Genomic DNA, 17,723 nt, shown 5'->3' on the forward strand with positions numbered 1-17,723 from the left:
CGATAAGTCGAGCGATGACGTTCGTGGTTGGCTCGAACAGGACTCTTGAGGTGCCGAGTTCGCGGTGGCGAAACCATGCGCACCACGGCTAACGTCAATATCCTTGGCCGCGCCCTTGTCCCACCAGGGATCCGCTCGCGCGCGCCGTGTGTGCTGTTTGCTGCCGCGCCCGACGTAACGGCGCGCCGTGCGGGGCGGGCGACGCGTCCAGGGGCTGCGTCGGGGCCGGGTCGGTGCGCTTCCGAGGCGCGTTGATGGCGGAGTTGCGACGAGGCTCCGCACCTATGGGTACTTCGGACATTGCCAACGGGGGTTTTCCGTATGACGTTCAGAGGGATGACCAAGGAAAAGGCGCAGCGACTGTCCGCCGCGCTGGACATCGTCGATGGCGCGCTTTCCATCCAAGGCCCGTTGGTGTCCGGGCTGCTTGCCAAATGGGAAGGCGACCAGGGGAACCTCAAGCGCTTCACACAGGATGCGTCATGGTCCCGTGATACTGCCGGTGATGTGCGTCGGCGGCTGGGCATCCTCGAAGCGGACCCCAACGTTGAGCTGCTTTTCATGGGGTTGTCAGGTGTGCTTGAGACCTGGCAGTACGTCGAAGAGCGCAAGGGTGAAATCGGCCATTACGTCGACGAGTTCAAGCAGGCGAAGCCGCAGACCGCGCTCAGAATCACCAAAGTCGCCTCCGGAATCGAGGCGTCCCTCCGGTTGTATCGGCTCTGGGCCCAAGGCCAGAACGTTGCCGGGGCGCGGGCAGTTCTCGAACTGAACAAGTACTTCGGCGTCACCGGTGACCGATTGGAGGCCAAGAACTTGGAATACATGGCCGAGGTTCTGAAGCTCCAGAAGGCTGGAGAGGCGCTCAAAGAACCTTGGCAATGGCAGCAGCTGACGCGTAGCTTCCTCACGAAGCTGAAGATTCCCCTGCCCGCGAAGCTCTTCAGGCAGGCGCCCGGCCTCAGCTTTTTCGACAAGGTTGGTTTGCCACTGGCGGTCGTCCATGGAGTCAAGGAGATGGTCCTCCCTGATCACAAGGGCACGCTGGGCGGCTTCGATCGGGGCATGGGGGTCGTGGAGGCCGGCGGAGCCGCTGCGGCGATCGGCGGTGCGGGCGCGGCTGCCTGGTTGGGTGCATCAGCAACCGTGGCGGCAGCGGTGCCAGTGGTCGGCTGGGCAGCTCTGGGCGTGGCGGGGGCCTATTTCCTCGGCACCTGGGCCTACGACAACCGAAAAGCGATCAAGGACGGCGCTAAGAAGGCCTGGAACGCCACGACGAAATGGGCCGGTGGTATCGCCGACAAGGGCAAGGAGATCGCGAATGGCGCCAAGAGTGCAATCACGAATCTAGTTCCCAACACCATCAGGAAGTACAAGTTCTGGTAGGGGGTCTTCGGATGGAATCGCAAGACCTGTTCGGTGTTGTAAGGGAGCCGCCCGGCAGCCGAAGCCCGACGCCGGTGCTGGCGTCGACGGCTCGACGCTATGGGGCAGCCGCAATCGACGGCGCGTTGGCGATCGTCGCCGGCGCACTCTCTGGGCTGCTGTACTTGATCAGCGAATCGGGAGCGGAGGTGCCTTCGCTCAGCGGCGGCGCGTTGTCGGGGCGGATCCTGGCAGTCTGCATCGGGTTCTCTCTGGTGAATCAAGTCATGTTGACAGCAATTTTCCGCGGCAGTGTAGGCAAGTTGATCGTCGGAACTCGCGTCGTTCGACTGTCTGATGGCGGGCGGGCGTCCCCGATCCGGCTCCTCCTCCGATGGATCGGTGGAATCGCGTACGGCCTTACGATCCTCCCTCTCGCCCTTCTACTGGACGGCACTGGAACGCCTCCGCCCGATTTCGCCGGAGTATGTATCACCTATGCGACGAATAAATCATCCTGAACTTCCGCACTGAGAATCCTTCAGTGAAAAGCTAGCGACTCTAGGACTTGGCATGGCAAACCCTGAACTCGACAGCGAGTTGGAAAAATTTCGTGAACTCGTCGGTAAAGCTCTCGCGGAAGGAGGCAGTCAGCCACTGATCAAGCTGACCGATGAGGAACTCGCGGTTCTGGACCCCGATGCCCTCGAAGACGTCGTGGTGCCGACGCCGCACCTGGCGACTCTCTCGGAAGAGCAGCGCGAGTGGGTCCTTGCCACGGCCCTTCGCTCTCTGGTTTCCAGGGGGGCGGTCGAGGTCGCGAACATCGCCGAACTCGACGCCGTCCTGCGGTCGGAGGGCACCGACTCGGGGCTCACCGCAGACGTGGACATGAGAGTGACGCCCGAAGTCAGCATGGCACTGGCCTTGCGGCGCACCGCTGCGCGAGCCCTGGCGGTCGAGCAGCAGACGTCCAGCGGCACCGTGAGGGCCTTTGTTTTCGTGCACTCGCCCGAGCTGATGCTGATCGAGCAGGTCACCGGCGGCGGGCTGCACATTTTCACGCTGGCCAACAAGGTGCAGGACGCCGCCGGGATCGTCCAGGCACTGGTGGACCCGTTCGGGATTGCCGATCGGGACGGCAAGGCGATCCAGTTGGACCCGTCGGTCCTGACGACCGATGCGGTGGACAAGTCGCTGGCGCGAGTGATCGACAAGGCCCTGGTGGTCGGTCAGCTCATCGTGCTCGCCGACGAGCCGGGGCCGCTCCTCACGACGTACGCGACCGACCGCGAGGTGTGGGCCGTTAACGTGGACTCGCCCCAGGCGCCGACGGGCATCACGGCGCGGGCCGTCAGTGAGCGAACGCTCGCGGAACTCATCACCAAGTTGATCAAGCAGCCGGTCGCGTAGGAAAGCAGGCACGGGGAGAGAGCCATGAGCGATCGTGTGGAAGAGTGCAGGAAAGATCTCAACAACCTGAAGCGGTTCGCCGACGAGGTGGACAGGACGCTGGACGCGGTGGACGCGACATCCGGCACGGACGCCTGGCAGGGGCCGGCGGCTGATCGATTCCGCAAGGAGTGGAACGGTCGGCGCAAGGCCATCCACGATGCTCTGGACGCGGCGCGGGGCCAGTACAACAAGATTCTGCAGCGCGTGCAGGACGAAGAGGCGAAGAAGAAGTCGGATGCCGCGAAGTAGGTTGTGGATTCGGATACCGCTGTTGATGGGGTGTTGAGATGACTGACGCGAACTCCGCCGTATACGAGGCATACTTCATCCGTCTTCCCTTCCAGTTGCTGACCCGTGAACGATGGAAGCGGTTGCTCGCATTCCGAGTCGACAGCGAAGGGGTTCTACTCGGCGGCGCCCCGGCTCGTTATGCGGCTCAGACTGCGTTCGTGCCGTGGGCGGATATCACGTCCATCGTGGCATGGCGCCAGCGGACAGCTGGAAACGGAATCAACTACATCGGAGTGCAGCGCAAACCTGGATCACCTGATTTGCCTGGTATGAACAGCCGCCTCAGTCCAAAGCGGACCGCGAAGCTGGCCCCGCACGTCGATCACGATCTTTTTCTCGCGAGTCGCCCCATCAACTTCTGGCGGCTTGACCCGGAGCGACTTCTGGCGGCAGCTGGCGCATTTGCGCCTCACGTGCCGGTTCTTGTGTATTCTCAACCGCACCTTCGATAGAGGCAATTGGCATCAAGTGGCCGCACCTCTGAGTCTTTTGACGGTGGGCCGTGGAGTGGGCTCGGGTATGAGGTCGCCGGTCAAGGGAAGGGACTGATGTGCCGCGTACGGACTCGTTGATCCGGCCAGCCTTGAGGGCGAGCGCAGGCCGACCGTCGCTGTCCGCGGTCTTGATGGAGACCATCCGCCCGAGCGTGGCCGGCCGGGCTGAACTCCGCTGTAGTAGAGCCACGTTGGAGCGCGATCCGGCCGGGTCAATCCCCGTTCGGTCATTGTCAGGGTCGATGAGGTGATGGCACGGCTCGCCATCACGATTTCGTAGTTGACATGCGGCGCCAGTTTGACGGCCTTTCGGGTGTCAGTCGTCCTGCGTTGGGGTCGGACAGCGAAGGCGCGCCCGCCTGTCGGTGAATTCCGAGGGTGGCCAACGTCGTCAGGGCGGAGTGCAGCGGTTACAAGCCCCTCTCCCAAGGTCACACTCTTCTGGTCGATTCGGAAGGTGACCAGGCGTTTCCAGTCAACACCGCCCCCAGAATTTACGGACCTTCGCCAGCGCCGGAGCCGGCGTCACGGTCGTGCGAAATCTCCTGCCCACGATTTCTGGCTGATCGAGCGGTGCCTGAGGACGAGATGGGCGGGGCGGGCTGTCAAGGCTCAGCCCGCCCCGCCCCGCGCCCGGCCAGGGCCGAGCGACAAGGGCCCGCCCGCCATCGCTTTGCCAAACCTTGAGGGTATGCTGGGCCGCTCGTGTGACAGCGGGGGAGGCTGCTATGGCGAATCCGGACATTCAGGAACTCAACCACCGTGCAGCGGCGTTGAGGTCGCTGGCCGACCTCGTCGAGTCCCTGATGGACGCACCCCGTACGCACAGCGTCACCACCATGAAGTCGTGGGCGGGGCCCAACGCCACGGACGTCCGGGGAAAGCTGAACAGCTGGCGCACCACGTGCTCCACGGTCGCCCACTCGCTGCGGGCCGAGGCCCAGCAGGCCGCCCGGGATGCCAAGGACCTGCAGAACCCCAAGAAGTGAGCTGGGCCCGCACAGGCTCCTGGGGAGGAATCGAGAGTCATGCCGTCATACGACAGTTCCCGCGCCCGCTTCCGGCTGGCCGACCGCCACATCGCGGTCTTCGCCCGCCTCATGGACGGTGAGACGCCACCGGAAGAGCTGTGGGAAGCGCTGGTCGAACTCCAGCGGATCGGTCTGGTGGGGGAGGAGGGCGAGCTCGCCCCGCTGCTCCGCGACCTGCTCGGTGCGCTGTCGGATCCGATGGTTCTGATCCAGGTGGAGGTCACCGGCGAGCACGGGCCGGTGAACCACGGTGTGGTCGTCGGCCAGGACGTGGTCATCTCGCACGACGGCTGGCCCGGCGATGAGGAGTCCGAGTACGTCCCCATCGAGCCGAACACTCTGGTCTGGGAGTTGGCCCGCAAGGTGAACCTCCACCGTGGGGAGCCCACCGAGGCGCCGGCGATCGCTCGCGTCGAGACGACGATGGGCGCCCTCGACGGGGCGTTCGTCGCATTCGCTGAAGCGGCCGGTGACGAGGCTGCGGCCCGAGACCTGACCCGCAAGGCCCTGGTGGACACCAGCGCCCTGAACGGCGCTGAGCTGGATCAGTTCCTGGAGCTGGTCATCGCCCTCAATGCGACCTGGCGCATCACCACGGCCTGGGACGGCAAGCACAAGGGCGAGCGTGCCGCCATGATCCGCGCCCTCGCCGCCTGGGACTGCGGCCCGTACGGCTACTGGATCCGGGAGGAGCCCGAGGAGCCGATCACGCCCGGCCAAGTGACCCCGGAGAGCGCCCTGGTACTGGCGTGGACGAGCCCTGGGGAGATCTGGGACAAGGTCACGGACCTGCTCCCGGACAAGGCCGACCTGATAGACGAGGCGTAAGGAAAGTCCGTGGGGAACAGCGGGGGTACGGGGACAGCCGCGGACCAGAGGACGGTGAATCCGGACGATCTGGATCAGTTGGCGAAGCTGATAGACGGCAGGGGCGGCGTTCAGGACAAGATCGACGAAGCCTTCACCCGAGCATCCAGCCTGGGTGTGAGCAGCAAGCTCTCCGAGCTGAAGCCGATGCGGGCCTGGGCGACGAACACGGCGCCGGACCTGCGCAGGCGTGCCGCGATCGGACGCCTGGAGGACGGCGACCCGGAGGCCGGGGCGAAGTGGGCGGGTTTCGACGCCAAGGATCTCGCCAAGGGCGCCCTCATCTACACGGCGCCGGACGTCCTGCTACTGGCCAACGCCGTGGTCAGCAGCGATACCCCCGATCCGGCGTTCCACCGCAAGTCACAGGAGTCCCTCGACGAATGGGTCGACCGTTTGCGCGCCCATGCCTTCGCGTCGATCCCGGCGCTCAAGCCGTACGAGAAGGACATCGAGAAGTTTCTCGGTACGTACGGGGATGTCACAGGGGTTGTATCGCACGGAGGGTCGGCACTTTTCCACTCCGGGAACCTCACCAGAATTCTGGTAGGGAATTCGATTGCCGAGGGCGGCTGGGCGAACGGGGCGAAGATGTATTTCGCACGGAAGCTTCAGTTGACGCCCGGAGGCATTCCCGGCTCGGCGAACATGGCCCGGTGGGGACGGGACCTGGAACGGTGGGTGCCACCCATCCGCTCACTCTCCGCGCCCGGGACCTGGTTGCCCAGCAAACTGGGCGCGCTGGCTTCTGGAAGTGCCGCCTACCAGGACGCTTCTCGCATTCCCACGGTCAGCGGATATCTCGGCACCCGGATCGGCATGGGAATGGACTGGGTGCGGCGCAGCGGGGTGATGACCACGCCCCGGTTGTTCGGCATCTCTGGCAACTCGGCCATCGACTTCTTCGTCGGGTCCGACCGGCTCGCCAAGATGTACGGCGGCCTCACCCACTCCGGCCAGATCCCCGGGCGTGCCGCCAACGCCAGCCTGTTGAAGGTGACGACGAACGCGGCAGCCGATGCGCGCCTTTTCGGCAATGGACGTTGGGCCGCCCTCGGCAAGGGTCTCAGCACGGCCGGCAAGGCGGGCGGCTTCCTCCGCGGCGCGGGTGTGGCGGGCGGGGTCTTCTCCACCGTCTACAGCGGAGCCAACGTCTGGGCGCAGGGAAACCCCGCCTCACACTTCACGGACCGCGAGCACGGCGCCAAGTACGTCGCCGACGTAGCCGAAGTCGGCTTCAACGCGTCAATGACCGCGGCCATGGTCGCCCCCAACCCCTTCACGATCGGGGCGGTCGCCGTCACCGGCGCGATCTATGGCGGTGCCAAGATCGTGGAGCACTGGGACGACATCAAGGACGGGGGCAAGAAGGCGGCCCATTGGCTGAACGAAAAGTCGAAGGGGCTCAAGAACGGCGCGAAGAGCCTGGCGAAGAAGGCCAATCCGATGAACTGGTTCTGACCATGGAGCCTGCTGAGCACACGAATGACTGAGCACATGAACAAGGGAGAGGAAGACGTCTGCATGGGCGACTTCGAGTTCGAGCTTGAGCCGGTGCGGGAAGGCCAGATCCGGGGATATCGCGGGGTGGCCGGCCCGTTCGGCGGCGTCGAGGTCACCACGGACATCGGCGCACCAGGTCGGGCGCCCAGCCGCCAAGTCGGCCTGATCGGGGCTCGGTTCCCGGAGACGCTGTTCAGCGGAGGGGCAGGTGTGAGTCCGTCCCTGGACGGGGGGTGGCTGAAGGTGGACGGAACGATCGTCGACATGGACCTCAAGATCAAGGGACTCCGAAAGGGCTCCCGTTGGCTGGAGTTGACCTTTCGCGACCGCCACTACACCTACAGCGTCACGGGGAGCGCCGAGGACGTCCGGTTCAGCGGCGACAGCGCCACCATCGCTACGACCCGGGGCCGACGCGTCCCCGTGAACTCGGGGTGCCGGATGGTGAAGGTCCAAGGGGACGCGGACGCGACGGACCTGGCGATCGCGCTCGTGCTTGAGGAGGTGGACAGGTCCGCCCTGTCGCTCACCGGGGCCCTCTTCGCCCTTCCCAGGAACGTCCTGTTCGGCCGCTCCCGGGACGAGGGGCTGGCGTAATGGGGACGGGAATGCCTACGGCTGGGCACCTCAACGGCACCGCACCAGGGGCGCCCATGACGGCCGGGCGGCCTGTCCGGGGCCCTCGGAGGCTGCCCGTCACCGTGCTGACGGTCGTCCTCACCCCGCTGCTCCTGGCCGGGTGCGGATGGCTCGGGCAGCACCCGGGATCACTGGCCCTGACCCTGTCCATCGTGCCGCTGCTGATCGTGCTGTGCGTGGCCTGGGCCCTGTGCGGGGCGGGGCCCGGCGCTGGGGTGGCCGCGTTCGGCTTCGCCCTCGCCCTGTTCGTCGGGCCCGCCATGAACGACTACGTGATGCAGCAGCGGGGTGAGCGATACCCAGCGAAGATCGCGGACGTCGAGGCGTACCACCTGAAACACGGCGAGGGCCATACGTGTGCGGTGGTCCGCACCGACCTCGCCCATTCACCCACGTACACGGTGGAGGACACCGAGGGCTGCGAGAAGGACATGCGGCCGGGCCAGTCGGTCACCCTGGTCGCGGACCCGGAGGGCTGGCTCGGCTCCCGGCTGAGCACGGATGTCCACGGTGTCTCCCCGGCGATGCTGTGGACCTGCGGCGGCCTGCTCACGGGGATGGAAGCGCTCATTCTGTACGGCAGGCTGAGAAGGCGGCGGGCCTGAGGAGCGGAGCGGGCCGAGTCGGGCTGTGGGATCGACAGGGGGCTCAGCGGTTGACTGCCTGGATCTCCTGGACGGTGACCTGCTGGTCCTGGCCGAATGTGCCGTCTGGCAGGTCGCCGCCGGGGGTGCCGGTGCCGGTCCAGTGGATCTTCCAGGTGACCGTGGCTTTGAGGGTGTAGGGGGTGGTGCTGGTGGCGCGGAGGTAGGTCACGCCGCAGGGCGGGGTCTTGTCGGCGTTGCCCGCCTCGTACGGGGTGCCGATGGAGCCGTCGGCGTTGATCGGGCACTCCCCGGTCGCGGGGAAGACGGTGGCGTCGCCGGTGCCGGGTTCGAGTTTGAGGGAGACCGGGGTGGCGGTGGTGGTTGCCGAGATGTTGAGGACCGGGACGGATGCGGTGACCGAGACGGGGTGGAAGTCGGTCTTGTCCAGCCAGGCCCACGTCGGCAGGTTCACCTTTGTGGTGCCGTCGGGTTTGAGGGTGACCTTGGTGGATGGCACGCGGATCCTCGCATACGCCAGCTTGGCGAGTACCTCGGGCGTGACGGCCTCGGGTACGTCGGCGGGCGGGGGCGCTCCCTTGTCGACCCAGAAGTAGGGCTTGTTGCAGGTGTCCCAGCCGGGCGGGTAGCTCGGGTTGACGTAGGAGTCCCACCAGTAGCCCTTGTCGGCCTTGTCCAGGTTGAAGTTGGTGTATGGCTTTCCGTTGACGTATTTGTCCCGCTGCTGGGCGTCCCACTCGTAGCCGGTGGACTCGGCGTTCCAGATCGGCTCTACGTATGCCTTGAACTGTGCGGGGGAGTATTTGGGTGCGTACCAGCAGGCGGGGGGCGTCCAGTTGCCGACTGCGGTGACGGGGCCGGTGGAGTTGCCGGTGCCGTTTTTGGAGCGGTCGTAGACCACGCCGCCCGCGGTGGCGGAGAGGGTCCCGTCGGAAGTGGAGCTGCCCCTCGGCGGTGGGGTGTCTGATTCCCGGCTTCCGTCCGGAGGCGTGACACCGGCCCAAGCGTTGGGAGCGCACAGGACGGTGAGGATTGCAGCCGCCGCTATGCCCGCGCTGAACCTGCCTCTGTTCACTTCACGCATTGAGCTGCCCCCGCAGTCGAAACGATCCGAGTGGTCTGCCATACGCCGGCGGCGTTCTTTTCCAGCCTGGTGTTGTACAGGATGTAGTCGTTCTTCGACGGAGTAGTGATTTTGGCCCGGCCGGTCTTGATGTCCTTCGTGTAGCCCTTGCTCTCGTCCGCGCAGAACACGAGTGACGCGGATTTGTCCTCGTTCAAGGTGACTTGACGGTTGAAGTAGCTCAGCGAACCGGTCATCGACTGTCCGGCCTTCTTGAACTTCTCCACCCACGTCGAGGCGGCCTCCAACGCCTTGCCGGCGTTGTAGTAGTTCAGCGCGGCGTACTTCGGGTCCACACCGGCGATGGCGCCATTGACCGCGCGCATACGCTCTGCACCGTCGGCCAGCACTGCGTCCTTGACCGGATCGCCGGTGTTCGAGGCCTCGAATGTCATCTTGAGGTCCGCGGGCAGCTCGATCTTCGGCCGGTCCCCACCGCTTGCCGAGGCCGACGCACTCGGTGTCGCCGGGGCCTTGGAGCCCTGGTCCGCTCCGGCGATCTTGTCCGAGCTCTTGGGCTTGTCGTCATTGCTACTGCACGCGGTCAGCAGAAGAGCGACTGTCGCCGTGAGTGCGGCGGCGGCCGGCAGGGTGCGGCGGTTCACTGGAGCTCCCGGTGAGACGGTTGTGGTCTGAGGGACCGACGTTAGCGACGGAACGCCGGGTTCACCAGAGCGAACTCCCCTGGGTATGCGGGCAACTGGGACGCATCGCCACGGATGGGAGAGGCCACCTTTCCCTGGGGCGCCGGACATGCCAGGCACGCAGGTCGGGCTCCGAGTCCGGCACCCCGGGATTCAGCCTCCCCCGTGCATCTTCCTGTCCATCGTCGCCTGGTCCTGCCGGGCCTTTTCCACGAGCCGGTTCTCCTCGGCCGGGAACGTGTCGAAAAGGGTCTTCAGCCGCGACATGCGGCCATCGTGGTCGGCACGCCAGTTGTCGGCCTTCTTGCCTATCCAGGCCTTCGGCATTGTTGACTCGACGTTCCTGATGGCCGTCCGGATCTCACTGACGGCGGTCTCTATGGCATTCATGTCCTGGCGGCAGACGTAATCCAGGCGGTCTTCCTGGGGTATTCCCATCGGTGGCTTTCCCTCCCCGAGTTCGAGTGTGCTATTTCGTCGCGATCTTCAGGACGAACGGAGCGTTGCCCGCCATGATGAGGCTTCCCGATGAATAGGTCAGGGCCTCGGGCATCTTGCAGGGCAGCTTCAGCGCATCGACCGAATACCCCTCCCTGCAACCCGAATCGGAGTCGCTTCCGGAGGTCTGCTTGGCAACGAGGGTGGCCTTTCCGGATGTCAGGTGAAGTACGTACTGGGCCGAATCGTCCCGCGCGCGCACGTAGACGCCGTCTGCGTCGTCCCCCGCCATCCAGGTCGGTTCCACATCGGCCAGGTTCCCCTTCACTCCGGTGACCTGCTGAGGAATGGCGAGCTTCGCGGCCGATCCGTCCTTGCGCACGGCTACGACGTCACCAAGTCGCCCGCCCGTACCCTCCGTTGAGGTGCGCACAAAGACCGTGCCGGATCGGCTCACGGCACTCCCGTGGGCGATGGTGCGCTCGGCCTTGTCTTCGGTGTTCGCCGGTGCCTGGTACAGGCGCGTCAGGCGCCCTCCATTGAGCTGCCAGACCACATCGCCGTCCGTGAACAGAATGGTGCCGTCAGGCCGCCTTCCGAAGGGCTCGATGGGGTTGTTGGACAAGTGGAAGTCCTTCGCCGAGGCAGTGGACGGCACCGGCTGTCCGAGTTTCCTGGGCTCGCCGGGCGAACCGGCGAGGACCGTTCGCTGTCTCCCGGAAACCAGCACATTCAGCAACTGCGAGCGGTTGCCGACCACGAACGAGTTCGGGGACAGCACGACCAGGCCGCTGGCACCGTGTACTTCGCTGTCAAGGATGCCCCGGGCCTTGTGGTCCTCTTCGATCACGGCCAGCGAAGCACTCATGCCGTAGACCTTCCCGTCGGGGCCGACGGTGAGGCCGTCGGGATCGCCATCGAAGGCGAGCCAGGCCGTCCCCGACGTTCCGCCGCCCTCGTCACCGGTACGCAGCAGCGCCTCGGCCTGTCCTGCGGCCGGCTCATGCCACTTGTCTTCGCCGCCTCCAAGGCAGCCTCCCAGGGAAAGCAGGGCAGCCGCCGCCGCTCCGGCCGCCAGCCACCCCCTACTGCGTCGCATCACGGACAAACCCCATTCACGTGCTCCACCAGTCCGGACATCTCAGCCGACCCCACGGCTGAAGGCATCCCGCATGTCGTCGTCGAAGTTGTCCAGCTGACCGTGATTGCCGCTCTTCGTCTTCACCCACCACTGGTTGAAGGCGGCCCGGTCGGCATCGTTGTGGATGACGATGTTGCCGTTCGCCCACTCCGGGTGCCCGTCGGGAGCCTTGATATCGCCCGCTCGAACGAGACCCTGCATGAGCGGGATCTGCATGGAGGTCGAGTCGTCGAACTTGATGTCCTTGTAGTCGCTCTCCACCTTGCCTGCCTCGCCGGAGGGGAATTGGGCGCCGCCGTACGGAATTGCCGCCCAGATCGCGGCCTGGACCCACTTGCCCCCGAGGCCGGCCACCTCCGGTAGAGGGACGGCGGCCGCGCCGCTGGAGATGATGTTGAACCACATCAACTGCTTGGCGTGTTCGGCGTCCCTCAGGGCCGCCTGGTCCATGTCGTTGGCATGGCCGGCAACCGAAACCTCTCCGCGGAGTTCCGCCAGGTTCTTGAGGTATGTGCCCTCATCACCGGTAATTCCGTGCTGAGACGTAAAGCTGATCTGGGCGTTGATGGCCTGGATCACATTGCCTGCTTCGTCGTGGTTCTTCATGACTTCGCTCAGGAAGGCCTTGGACGCTTCCCCGCCCACGGTGATCGTGCCATCGCCGTTCACCGTCGCGGTCTTCTGCGAGACACCGGTCGACGCGGCGAAGTCCGGCACATACGACTGGAAGATGTTGGACAGCGCCGTCGAAACCGCCGGGTCGTCCGGATGCTGCTCCTTCTCGAAGTCGCTCTTCTTCTTGTCGGAGTCGAGTTTCGCCGCACCCACGTTGATGATGTTCGCGGCCGCCTCGGCGGACTCCTTGGGATGGTGCTGACGATCGCTGGTGGCGGCGCGGAGTACGGCGCTCGGCCACGTGTAGCTGTTCGCCGCCATTCCTGGGGTGGCCCAGTGGTCATTGACGAGTTCCTGCGTGTGCCGGACTCCGTCGGGGCCGGTGAGCAGTTGGCGTGAAGCGTCGGGGTTCTCACTTACGCGCTGCATCAGCGCCAGCGAAGGGTCGTTGGAATTGATGGCCATGACCCTCCTCTGGGCGTCGTCCGTGTTTTCGTCGACGTAGGAGTGCGTGAGTCCGAGCGATCCATACCAGGCTTTGTCGGGATCCACGAAGGCAGGACCGACGTACGTGTACCCGGAGACCTGGCCCTTGCTGTAGGTGGGCCGCATCTGGCGGGCGTTGCGCCAGTCGAGCATCGCGCTGCCGACCGCGGTCAGCGCCTTTGTGTCCCACTTGTCGCCGCTCGGCCCGTACTTGAAGAGTGCGCCGACGGACCACATGTCGTCATTGGGCGGGTTGGTGAGTGCCTTCACATAGTCCGGGTTCGGCGGGATCTTGCCCGCCGACTGGAGAGTGAGGATGCGGTTGACCGCCGTGGCGTACTGGTTGACGACGTTCTGCGAGTCCTTGCTGAGGACTTCGTCCTTGTGGGTGCCGTCCTCCTCGTGCAGGGCGCGGGGGACACGGGCCGCGTCGACGATGCCGCCGGCGTTGGCGAAGGCGGCCAGGTAGGTGGGGTCGTCCTGGTGGTCGGCGAGGGAGCGGGAGATGGCCTCGATGTCGTCGCGGGAGCCCGCGCCCTTGGGGTCGTCCAGTGCCTTCTTGAGCGTGGCGGCCTCCAGCGCCGCCTCCTTGGCGCTCTGCGCGTTGACGTCCGCCATGTCCCACGGGATGTTGATGATGTTCCCGTCCGGCGTGCACATTCCGGTGGCTTCGCCGGCCTTCTCCAGCTCGCGGGCCAGATCGGCGCGCTTGGACATGCTGCGGGCGTCATCGCCCACCGCCTGTGTCTGCTGGGCCAGCAGGGACAGGTCGAGACCGCCCTGCCAGGACGTGAAGTTCTTCCGGATCAATGCCCCGTGCTTTGCCAGGGCACCCTCCAAGTCCGCGAGGCGGTCCGCGAGTTTGCGCACCCGTACGGGATCGACGCCGACGTAGTCCCCCATGAACACAATGCCTTTCACTTGCATTCGTCCCGGCGGTGCGGCGGTCCGGAGACTGGCGGTCGGGACGATTTCCAGAGTTTTGCCGAGCTACGGTGACCGCCGTGCGCGAGCTGCCCCCACCCAGCGATCCGTCAGCCCGGCGGTGCGACGTCACCGCACACATGGTGCCCCGGCGTTCCCGCGCGCAGACAACAGCGTTTGATCCTACGGCGTGAGCGCTTTCGTTCCGATTTCTTGGGAAAACGAGGACCGACCTTTGACCATGCCGCAGTTGCTCGCCGCCCGTAAAGTCCGGAAATCCCGTGGCCTGTAGGTGATTGAGGGATTGCGTCGGTTGGCTTTGCCTGGATGTACGTTGAGCCGATGGAGTCGTCCGCGTTGGTGGACTCTCCGGACGCCGGGATAGGCAATGACGTCCTTGGTGTGCTCTGGCCTTCCCCGCTGGCCGCGGCAGCTGTTTGCAAACGCACTGAGCGGCGGATCTCGGGGGGTCAGTCACCGCGATTTATGAGGCAGTGCCAAAGGGCCGCGGAACGCAGCCTCGAACAGGCCATACTTGCCTCGGCCCGTACCGCGGCTCCCGCGCTGCGGCCCCATCTCGACGCGTTGGTCGACCGCTTGCGGGCGCGGACGCCGCTGCCCGAGGCGCTTCAGCACAGCGCGGTGTCCAGATCGTGGTCGGTGTGTCGATCGGGTTCGTTCTTGGTCTTGCCGTCTCCAACCGTGGCTTCGTGCTGGCTCGCACGGGTTACCGCTGGGGCGGGAGCGCGATGACCGACACCACCACCGTGCCGGTGCTGAGCGGTGCGGTCCTCGGCCTCGGCATTCGTCTCCTGATCAGGGCACCGACGCGGATCATGCGATCGGCGGTGTCGCAAGCTTCTTCGCGTCGACGTGCGCCATTGATCCCGGTCGGCGCACCGCCAGGAGCCGGCTCACGCCACCGCGGCCTGCGCCGTCCGAGGAGCGCATCAAGCCTCCAGGTCACCGACGAACGTCAGGGACTGATTGGCAGCGTATAGACGCCCGTTGGCGAGGCCGTCCTTGAACAGCAGTGCCGAGCGGTCTTCGCTATCAGTGGCCTCGGGGAAAACCTGCCACCCGCGGGCCGCCAGCCGCGCAGTGCTGCGCTGGAGCAGCGCCTCGTTGGACTGCGTCTCCTCCGGGTCCCATCCGGCGACCCGCACGGAACGCCCTTCGAACTCGTCGTCCGGGTAAACAGCGTGCGGGGTAGCCTCTTTGATCGCGTCACGGATCTGGGCGGAAACCTGCTGACGAGCTTCCTCGGGGGAGGACGCCGTAATGCCTGCCATACCGTCTTCCTTGTCCCTCGTAGTGTTCTGGGGAGACTCACTCGTCGTCTCTCGGGGTGCTCAGGTCGTTGTGGCCCTTTGCGGCTCAACCGAAGCGCTCAGCACCGTCCACCAACCCGTTGAAGGAGATGGCAGGGGACTGCACGGCGAACGAGCCACCGCCGACATCGAGCTTGGCCGCGTACAGGGACGGCTCGGTCTCACGACGCCCGCGGGCGTCAACCGACCAGCCGCCGGCGCTCAGCGCGTCGATCAGCGCGTCGATCAACTCCTGCGTCTGTCGCGTCTCCGACTCGTCGAAGGCGGTGATGGCGACGGCCTCCTTGGCGATGGACGACGGCAGGTCCATCACGGTTGCGTCTCTCAGTGTCGCCCGCACGACTGCTGTGATCTCGTCGACGAAGCGCACCCGCGCCTGGTTCGGCCCGTGCCCCATGCTGCTTCCCTCCAGTGGTGATTGCGACAGCTTAGAACCCGACGAAGTTCAACGCCGAATCGATTACGTCTGTCCCCTTGTGCAGGGCTTTGCTGCCCATGTCCCTACCTGTGTGGATGATGCTTCCACTCTTGTCGACCACGGTATTCGTAGCGCGGTTGAAGGCAGCGACGGCATCGCCCCCCTTGCTTAGGAATTGGCTCTTGGCATGATCCATCGACTTCAGGGCGCCGGCCGTATTGTCGATGACGTGGCCGGGATGGACGAAGGTGTCGCCGATGCCCAGCGCAATATTGCCGCCGTCCTTGAAGAGAGTGCCCCCCATTTGTGTTCCGTCCGAGACGATCCGGCGGCCATCTTGCGCGACTTCGGAGGTCATTTCTTGGCCGTCCCCCAGCATCTTCCTGCCGTCCGACCTGAGTCCGTCGACGAGTTGACGCGTGTTATTCCGCAGCCGGTCAAACTCAAGGACCTTGACGACGGGCCACGTCACCACAGTGAGCAGACCTCGGGAGCTCGTCGCTGCCGTATTGGCGGCGATCTTGGCAACGAAGTCCGGTGCCCCTCGGTCCTTTGCCGCCTTGTACGTCTGTTTGTACGCGAGGTTTCCGGCCAGTTTCTGAACCTCGCCAAACAATTCATCCGGCTTGACCCTGTCCAGCATGTTGTACTTGTTGAGTACGGAGTGGATCGGCAAAATGACGTCTTTGAGTGAGCTTCTGCCGTTGAGGATCCCTTGAACGATGGGGTCCAGGTCTGCCCCCATCTTGTTGACGACTTCCGGATCCACGCGCTCATGCAGGAACATCACCAGTTCACGGACTTCGGCGGCGCCCACCTTTTCCTGGTCGAGAGTTGTGTTTGTAAAGGTAAGCTTTTTCGTGTCGCCGAACAATATCTGCTGCATGTTCGCCAAGGATCCCGTGCCGACCTTGTAGTAATCCGAGTGCCCCGTGGCGCCGTCGGTTCCCAGCCGTTTGATGTCGGGGAAGTCGGCCGGGTCATCGCCGTGCCCTTGCGTGTAGGAGACCGGATCTCCGACTGCCCGCATCGCGAAGAAGTTGGTGTTCGGCATATGAAAGTCGGCGACCGAGTGAATGTTTGGTCCAAGGCCGGGGCTACCCATGAAAGTGACGTTGTCAATATTCGTGAGGCCGCTTTGAAGGGCCTTACTGGTCACCAGAGTTCCGTAGCTGTGCGCAAATAAGGAGGTTTTCGCGTCCTGGCGCAGGTTCACGGATATTCCCTGGCGGAATGCATTGAGCTGATATCCGCCCAAGATCGCCTTGGTCGGGTCGACGGAATCGCCGACCTCCGGAGTGTCGTACCCGAGCCAACTCACGACCGCGGTATCCGGCTGCTCAACCCTCTTGGCATCCTGGATCAGGTTGTATCCACCTTTGGAAAAATCGTTGAAATTGTCCAGGCGGTTGAGGATGCCAGGTACCCGGAAGGCGACATGCTCGGCCTTTTCCAGGTCGCCCACGACCTCCGCTACCCTGCCGTCCGGGAAGGGGGATGCTTTCGGGTCGCCGGTCGAGCCGAAGTGTGCATCGAATATCAGGAACTGTCTCGTGGCTTCTACGTCCACTATTCTGCCGTTCCCGTCACTTGTCTTCTTGAGGCGGGGGTTGAGAAAACTCCGGAGGGTTTCGATCCGAGCCTTGGTGCGCTTGTAGGCGGGATCATTGGTGGCTAGACCTTGGAAGTAGGAATTTTCCTCATCGAATTCCTTCTGTATGGATATTCGGTTTGCCGCGAAGCGGACTTTCGGGGGGACCCCCTCCAAATTTCCTACGAACGACGGGTCTGCTGCTGCGACGACTGCCTGCTGTGTGGGGGATAGGGAGGCGAAGTATTCTTTGACGGCTGCAGCCTGTTCCTGCGGGGTTCCGTTCTTGTGGGTCGCCAAGATGGCCCTGAGGCCGGCGTCCAGTTTCTTTCCGGCGTCGGCTTCCGTAGCTGTCGGAGTGGGCAGGCCGAACTTACTGAGCGAGGCAAAGGGAGATTCCGAAGGTGTCCGGAGGATCCCTGCCCGGCGTCGTAGATCACGCGCTTCATCCTCAAGCCAGCGTGCAATCATGGGCAATTGAGACACGTCACTGCCCACGTTCAGGGCCGTGGCTCGACTCTTTAGTTGTGGTATCGCTCCCGCCCTGTCATCGAATGATCTCGCCAAGCGCTCCAGCATGTTCGGATCCGCGAAAACTAAACCCATGATCGAGTACCGTAGCGCCTGAGAGACGATTGCGGTACACGGTTGATCAGATGATCTTGTGAGACGGGGTAGCGAGTATGACATCACGCGAAGCTGGCGATCTGAGAAAATTGGCCGACGACATCCGAAGGTTGCTCGACGAGCCCATTGCCCTCG

18 protein-coding genes and 1 pseudogene are annotated in these 17,723 nt (G+C 64.6%); 11 read left to right on the forward strand and 8 right to left on the reverse strand.

Going from position 1 to position 17,723, the window contains the following annotated elements; translation table 11 throughout:
• Window positions 1-336 precede the first annotated feature (336 nt).
• The 10 genes from CG740_RS31755 to CG740_RS31800 all read left to right on the forward strand — a co-directional run bounded on the left by CG740_RS31755 (window position 337) and on the right by CG740_RS31800 (window position 8,250).
• On the forward strand, window positions 337-1,386 hold the full coding sequence (locus tag CG740_RS31755) for a hypothetical protein (protein WP_234376592.1): 1,050 nt from the start codon (window positions 337-339) through the stop codon (window positions 1,384-1,386).
• A gap of 11 nt (window positions 1,387-1,397) precedes the next feature.
• Entirely contained in the window at window positions 1,398-1,886 is a 489-nt protein-coding gene (locus CG740_RS31760) for an RDD family protein (RefSeq protein WP_100578748.1), read from the forward strand.
• A gap of 52 nt (window positions 1,887-1,938) precedes the next feature.
• A complete protein-coding gene (locus tag CG740_RS31765) occupies window positions 1,939-2,778 on the forward strand; it encodes a hypothetical protein (RefSeq protein ID WP_100578749.1) in 840 nt (279 codons plus the stop codon).
• A 24-nt stretch (window positions 2,779-2,802) separates the two neighbouring features.
• Window positions 2,803-3,069, forward strand: coding sequence for a hypothetical protein (locus CG740_RS31770; RefSeq protein ID WP_100578750.1), 267 nt, complete (start codon window positions 2,803-2,805; stop codon window positions 3,067-3,069).
• Between the two features lie 38 nt (window positions 3,070-3,107).
• Entirely contained in the window at window positions 3,108-3,563 is a 456-nt protein-coding gene (locus CG740_RS31775) for a hypothetical protein (RefSeq protein ID WP_100578751.1), read from the forward strand.
• Window positions 3,564-4,333: 770 nt separating this feature from the next.
• On the forward strand, window positions 4,334-4,594 hold the full coding sequence (locus CG740_RS31780; RefSeq protein WP_100578752.1) for a hypothetical protein: 261 nt from the start codon (window positions 4,334-4,336) through the stop codon (window positions 4,592-4,594).
• 39 nt (window positions 4,595-4,633) lie between these two features.
• Window positions 4,634-5,464 carry a hypothetical protein gene (locus CG740_RS31785; protein WP_100578753.1) on the forward strand — a complete coding sequence of 277 codons (831 nt, stop codon included), beginning with the start codon at window positions 4,634-4,636 and terminating at the stop codon, window positions 5,462-5,464.
• A 9-nt stretch (window positions 5,465-5,473) separates the two neighbouring features.
• The gene (locus tag CG740_RS31790) at window positions 5,474-6,964 is read left to right on the forward strand and encodes a PE-PGRS family protein (RefSeq protein WP_100578754.1); all 1,491 of its coding nucleotides are present in this window, start codon (window positions 5,474-5,476) and stop codon (window positions 6,962-6,964) included.
• A 36-nt stretch (window positions 6,965-7,000) separates the two neighbouring features.
• The gene (locus CG740_RS31795; protein ID WP_159030440.1) at window positions 7,001-7,603 is read left to right on the forward strand and encodes a hypothetical protein; all 603 of its coding nucleotides are present in this window, start codon (window positions 7,001-7,003) and stop codon (window positions 7,601-7,603) included.
• A gap of 104 nt (window positions 7,604-7,707) precedes the next feature.
• Window positions 7,708-8,250 carry a hypothetical protein gene (locus CG740_RS31800; protein ID WP_100578756.1) on the forward strand — a complete coding sequence of 181 codons (543 nt, stop codon included), beginning with the start codon at window positions 7,708-7,710 and terminating at the stop codon, window positions 8,248-8,250.
• Between the two features lie 43 nt (window positions 8,251-8,293).
• Here the strand turns inward: CG740_RS31800 and CG740_RS31805 are convergent, their stop codons facing one another.
• The 5 genes from CG740_RS31805 to CG740_RS31825 form a co-directional block, all read right to left on the reverse strand.
• On the reverse strand, window positions 8,294-9,334 hold the full coding sequence (locus CG740_RS31805) for a hypothetical protein (RefSeq protein ID WP_100578757.1): 1,041 nt from the start codon (window positions 9,332-9,334) through the stop codon (window positions 8,294-8,296).
• Entirely contained in the window at window positions 9,322-9,978 is a 657-nt protein-coding gene (locus CG740_RS31810; protein WP_100578758.1) for a hypothetical protein, read from the reverse strand. The genes CG740_RS31805 and CG740_RS31810 overlap by 13 nt, the downstream gene beginning before the upstream one ends.
• Window positions 9,979-10,170: 192 nt before the next feature.
• Window positions 10,171-10,455, reverse strand: a complete 285-nt coding sequence (locus CG740_RS31815) for a hypothetical protein (protein ID WP_100578759.1) — start codon at window positions 10,453-10,455, stop codon at window positions 10,171-10,173.
• Between the two features lie 31 nt (window positions 10,456-10,486).
• Window positions 10,487-11,557, reverse strand: a complete 1,071-nt coding sequence (locus tag CG740_RS31820) for a hypothetical protein (RefSeq protein WP_159030441.1) — start codon at window positions 11,555-11,557, stop codon at window positions 10,487-10,489.
• A gap of 39 nt (window positions 11,558-11,596) precedes the next feature.
• A complete protein-coding gene (locus tag CG740_RS31825) occupies window positions 11,597-13,600 on the reverse strand; it encodes a hypothetical protein (protein WP_159030442.1) in 2,004 nt (667 codons plus the stop codon).
• Window positions 13,601-14,134: 534 nt separating this feature from the next.
• Between CG740_RS31825 and CG740_RS41970 the strand changes: the two are divergent.
• Window positions 14,135-14,263: pseudogene (locus CG740_RS41970) on the forward strand (type II secretion system F family protein); the annotation flags it as partial.
• Window positions 14,264-14,571: 308 nt separating this feature from the next.
• Here CG740_RS41970 and CG740_RS31835 read toward each other — a convergent pair.
• The 3 genes from CG740_RS31835 to CG740_RS31845 all read right to left on the reverse strand — a co-directional run bounded on the left by CG740_RS31835 (window position 14,572) and on the right by CG740_RS31845 (window position 17,459).
• Window positions 14,572-14,913 (reverse strand): hypothetical protein, encoded by a 342-nt coding sequence (locus CG740_RS31835; protein WP_100578762.1) that lies wholly within the window; start codon window positions 14,911-14,913, stop codon window positions 14,572-14,574.
• An 85-nt stretch (window positions 14,914-14,998) separates the two neighbouring features.
• Window positions 14,999-15,349 carry a hypothetical protein gene (locus tag CG740_RS31840; protein ID WP_100578763.1) on the reverse strand — a complete coding sequence of 117 codons (351 nt, stop codon included), beginning with the start codon at window positions 15,347-15,349 and terminating at the stop codon, window positions 14,999-15,001.
• A 31-nt stretch (window positions 15,350-15,380) separates the two neighbouring features.
• Window positions 15,381-17,459, reverse strand: coding sequence for an alpha/beta hydrolase (locus CG740_RS31845; RefSeq protein ID WP_159030443.1), 2,079 nt, complete (start codon window positions 17,457-17,459; stop codon window positions 15,381-15,383).
• Window positions 17,460-17,723: the final 264 nt, after the last annotated feature.

It is taken from the genome of Streptomyces sp. CB01201, assembly GCF_002803085.1.
In the GTDB taxonomy this organism is placed as follows: Bacteria; Actinomycetota; Actinomycetes; order Streptomycetales; family Streptomycetaceae; genus Streptomyces; species Streptomyces hundungensis.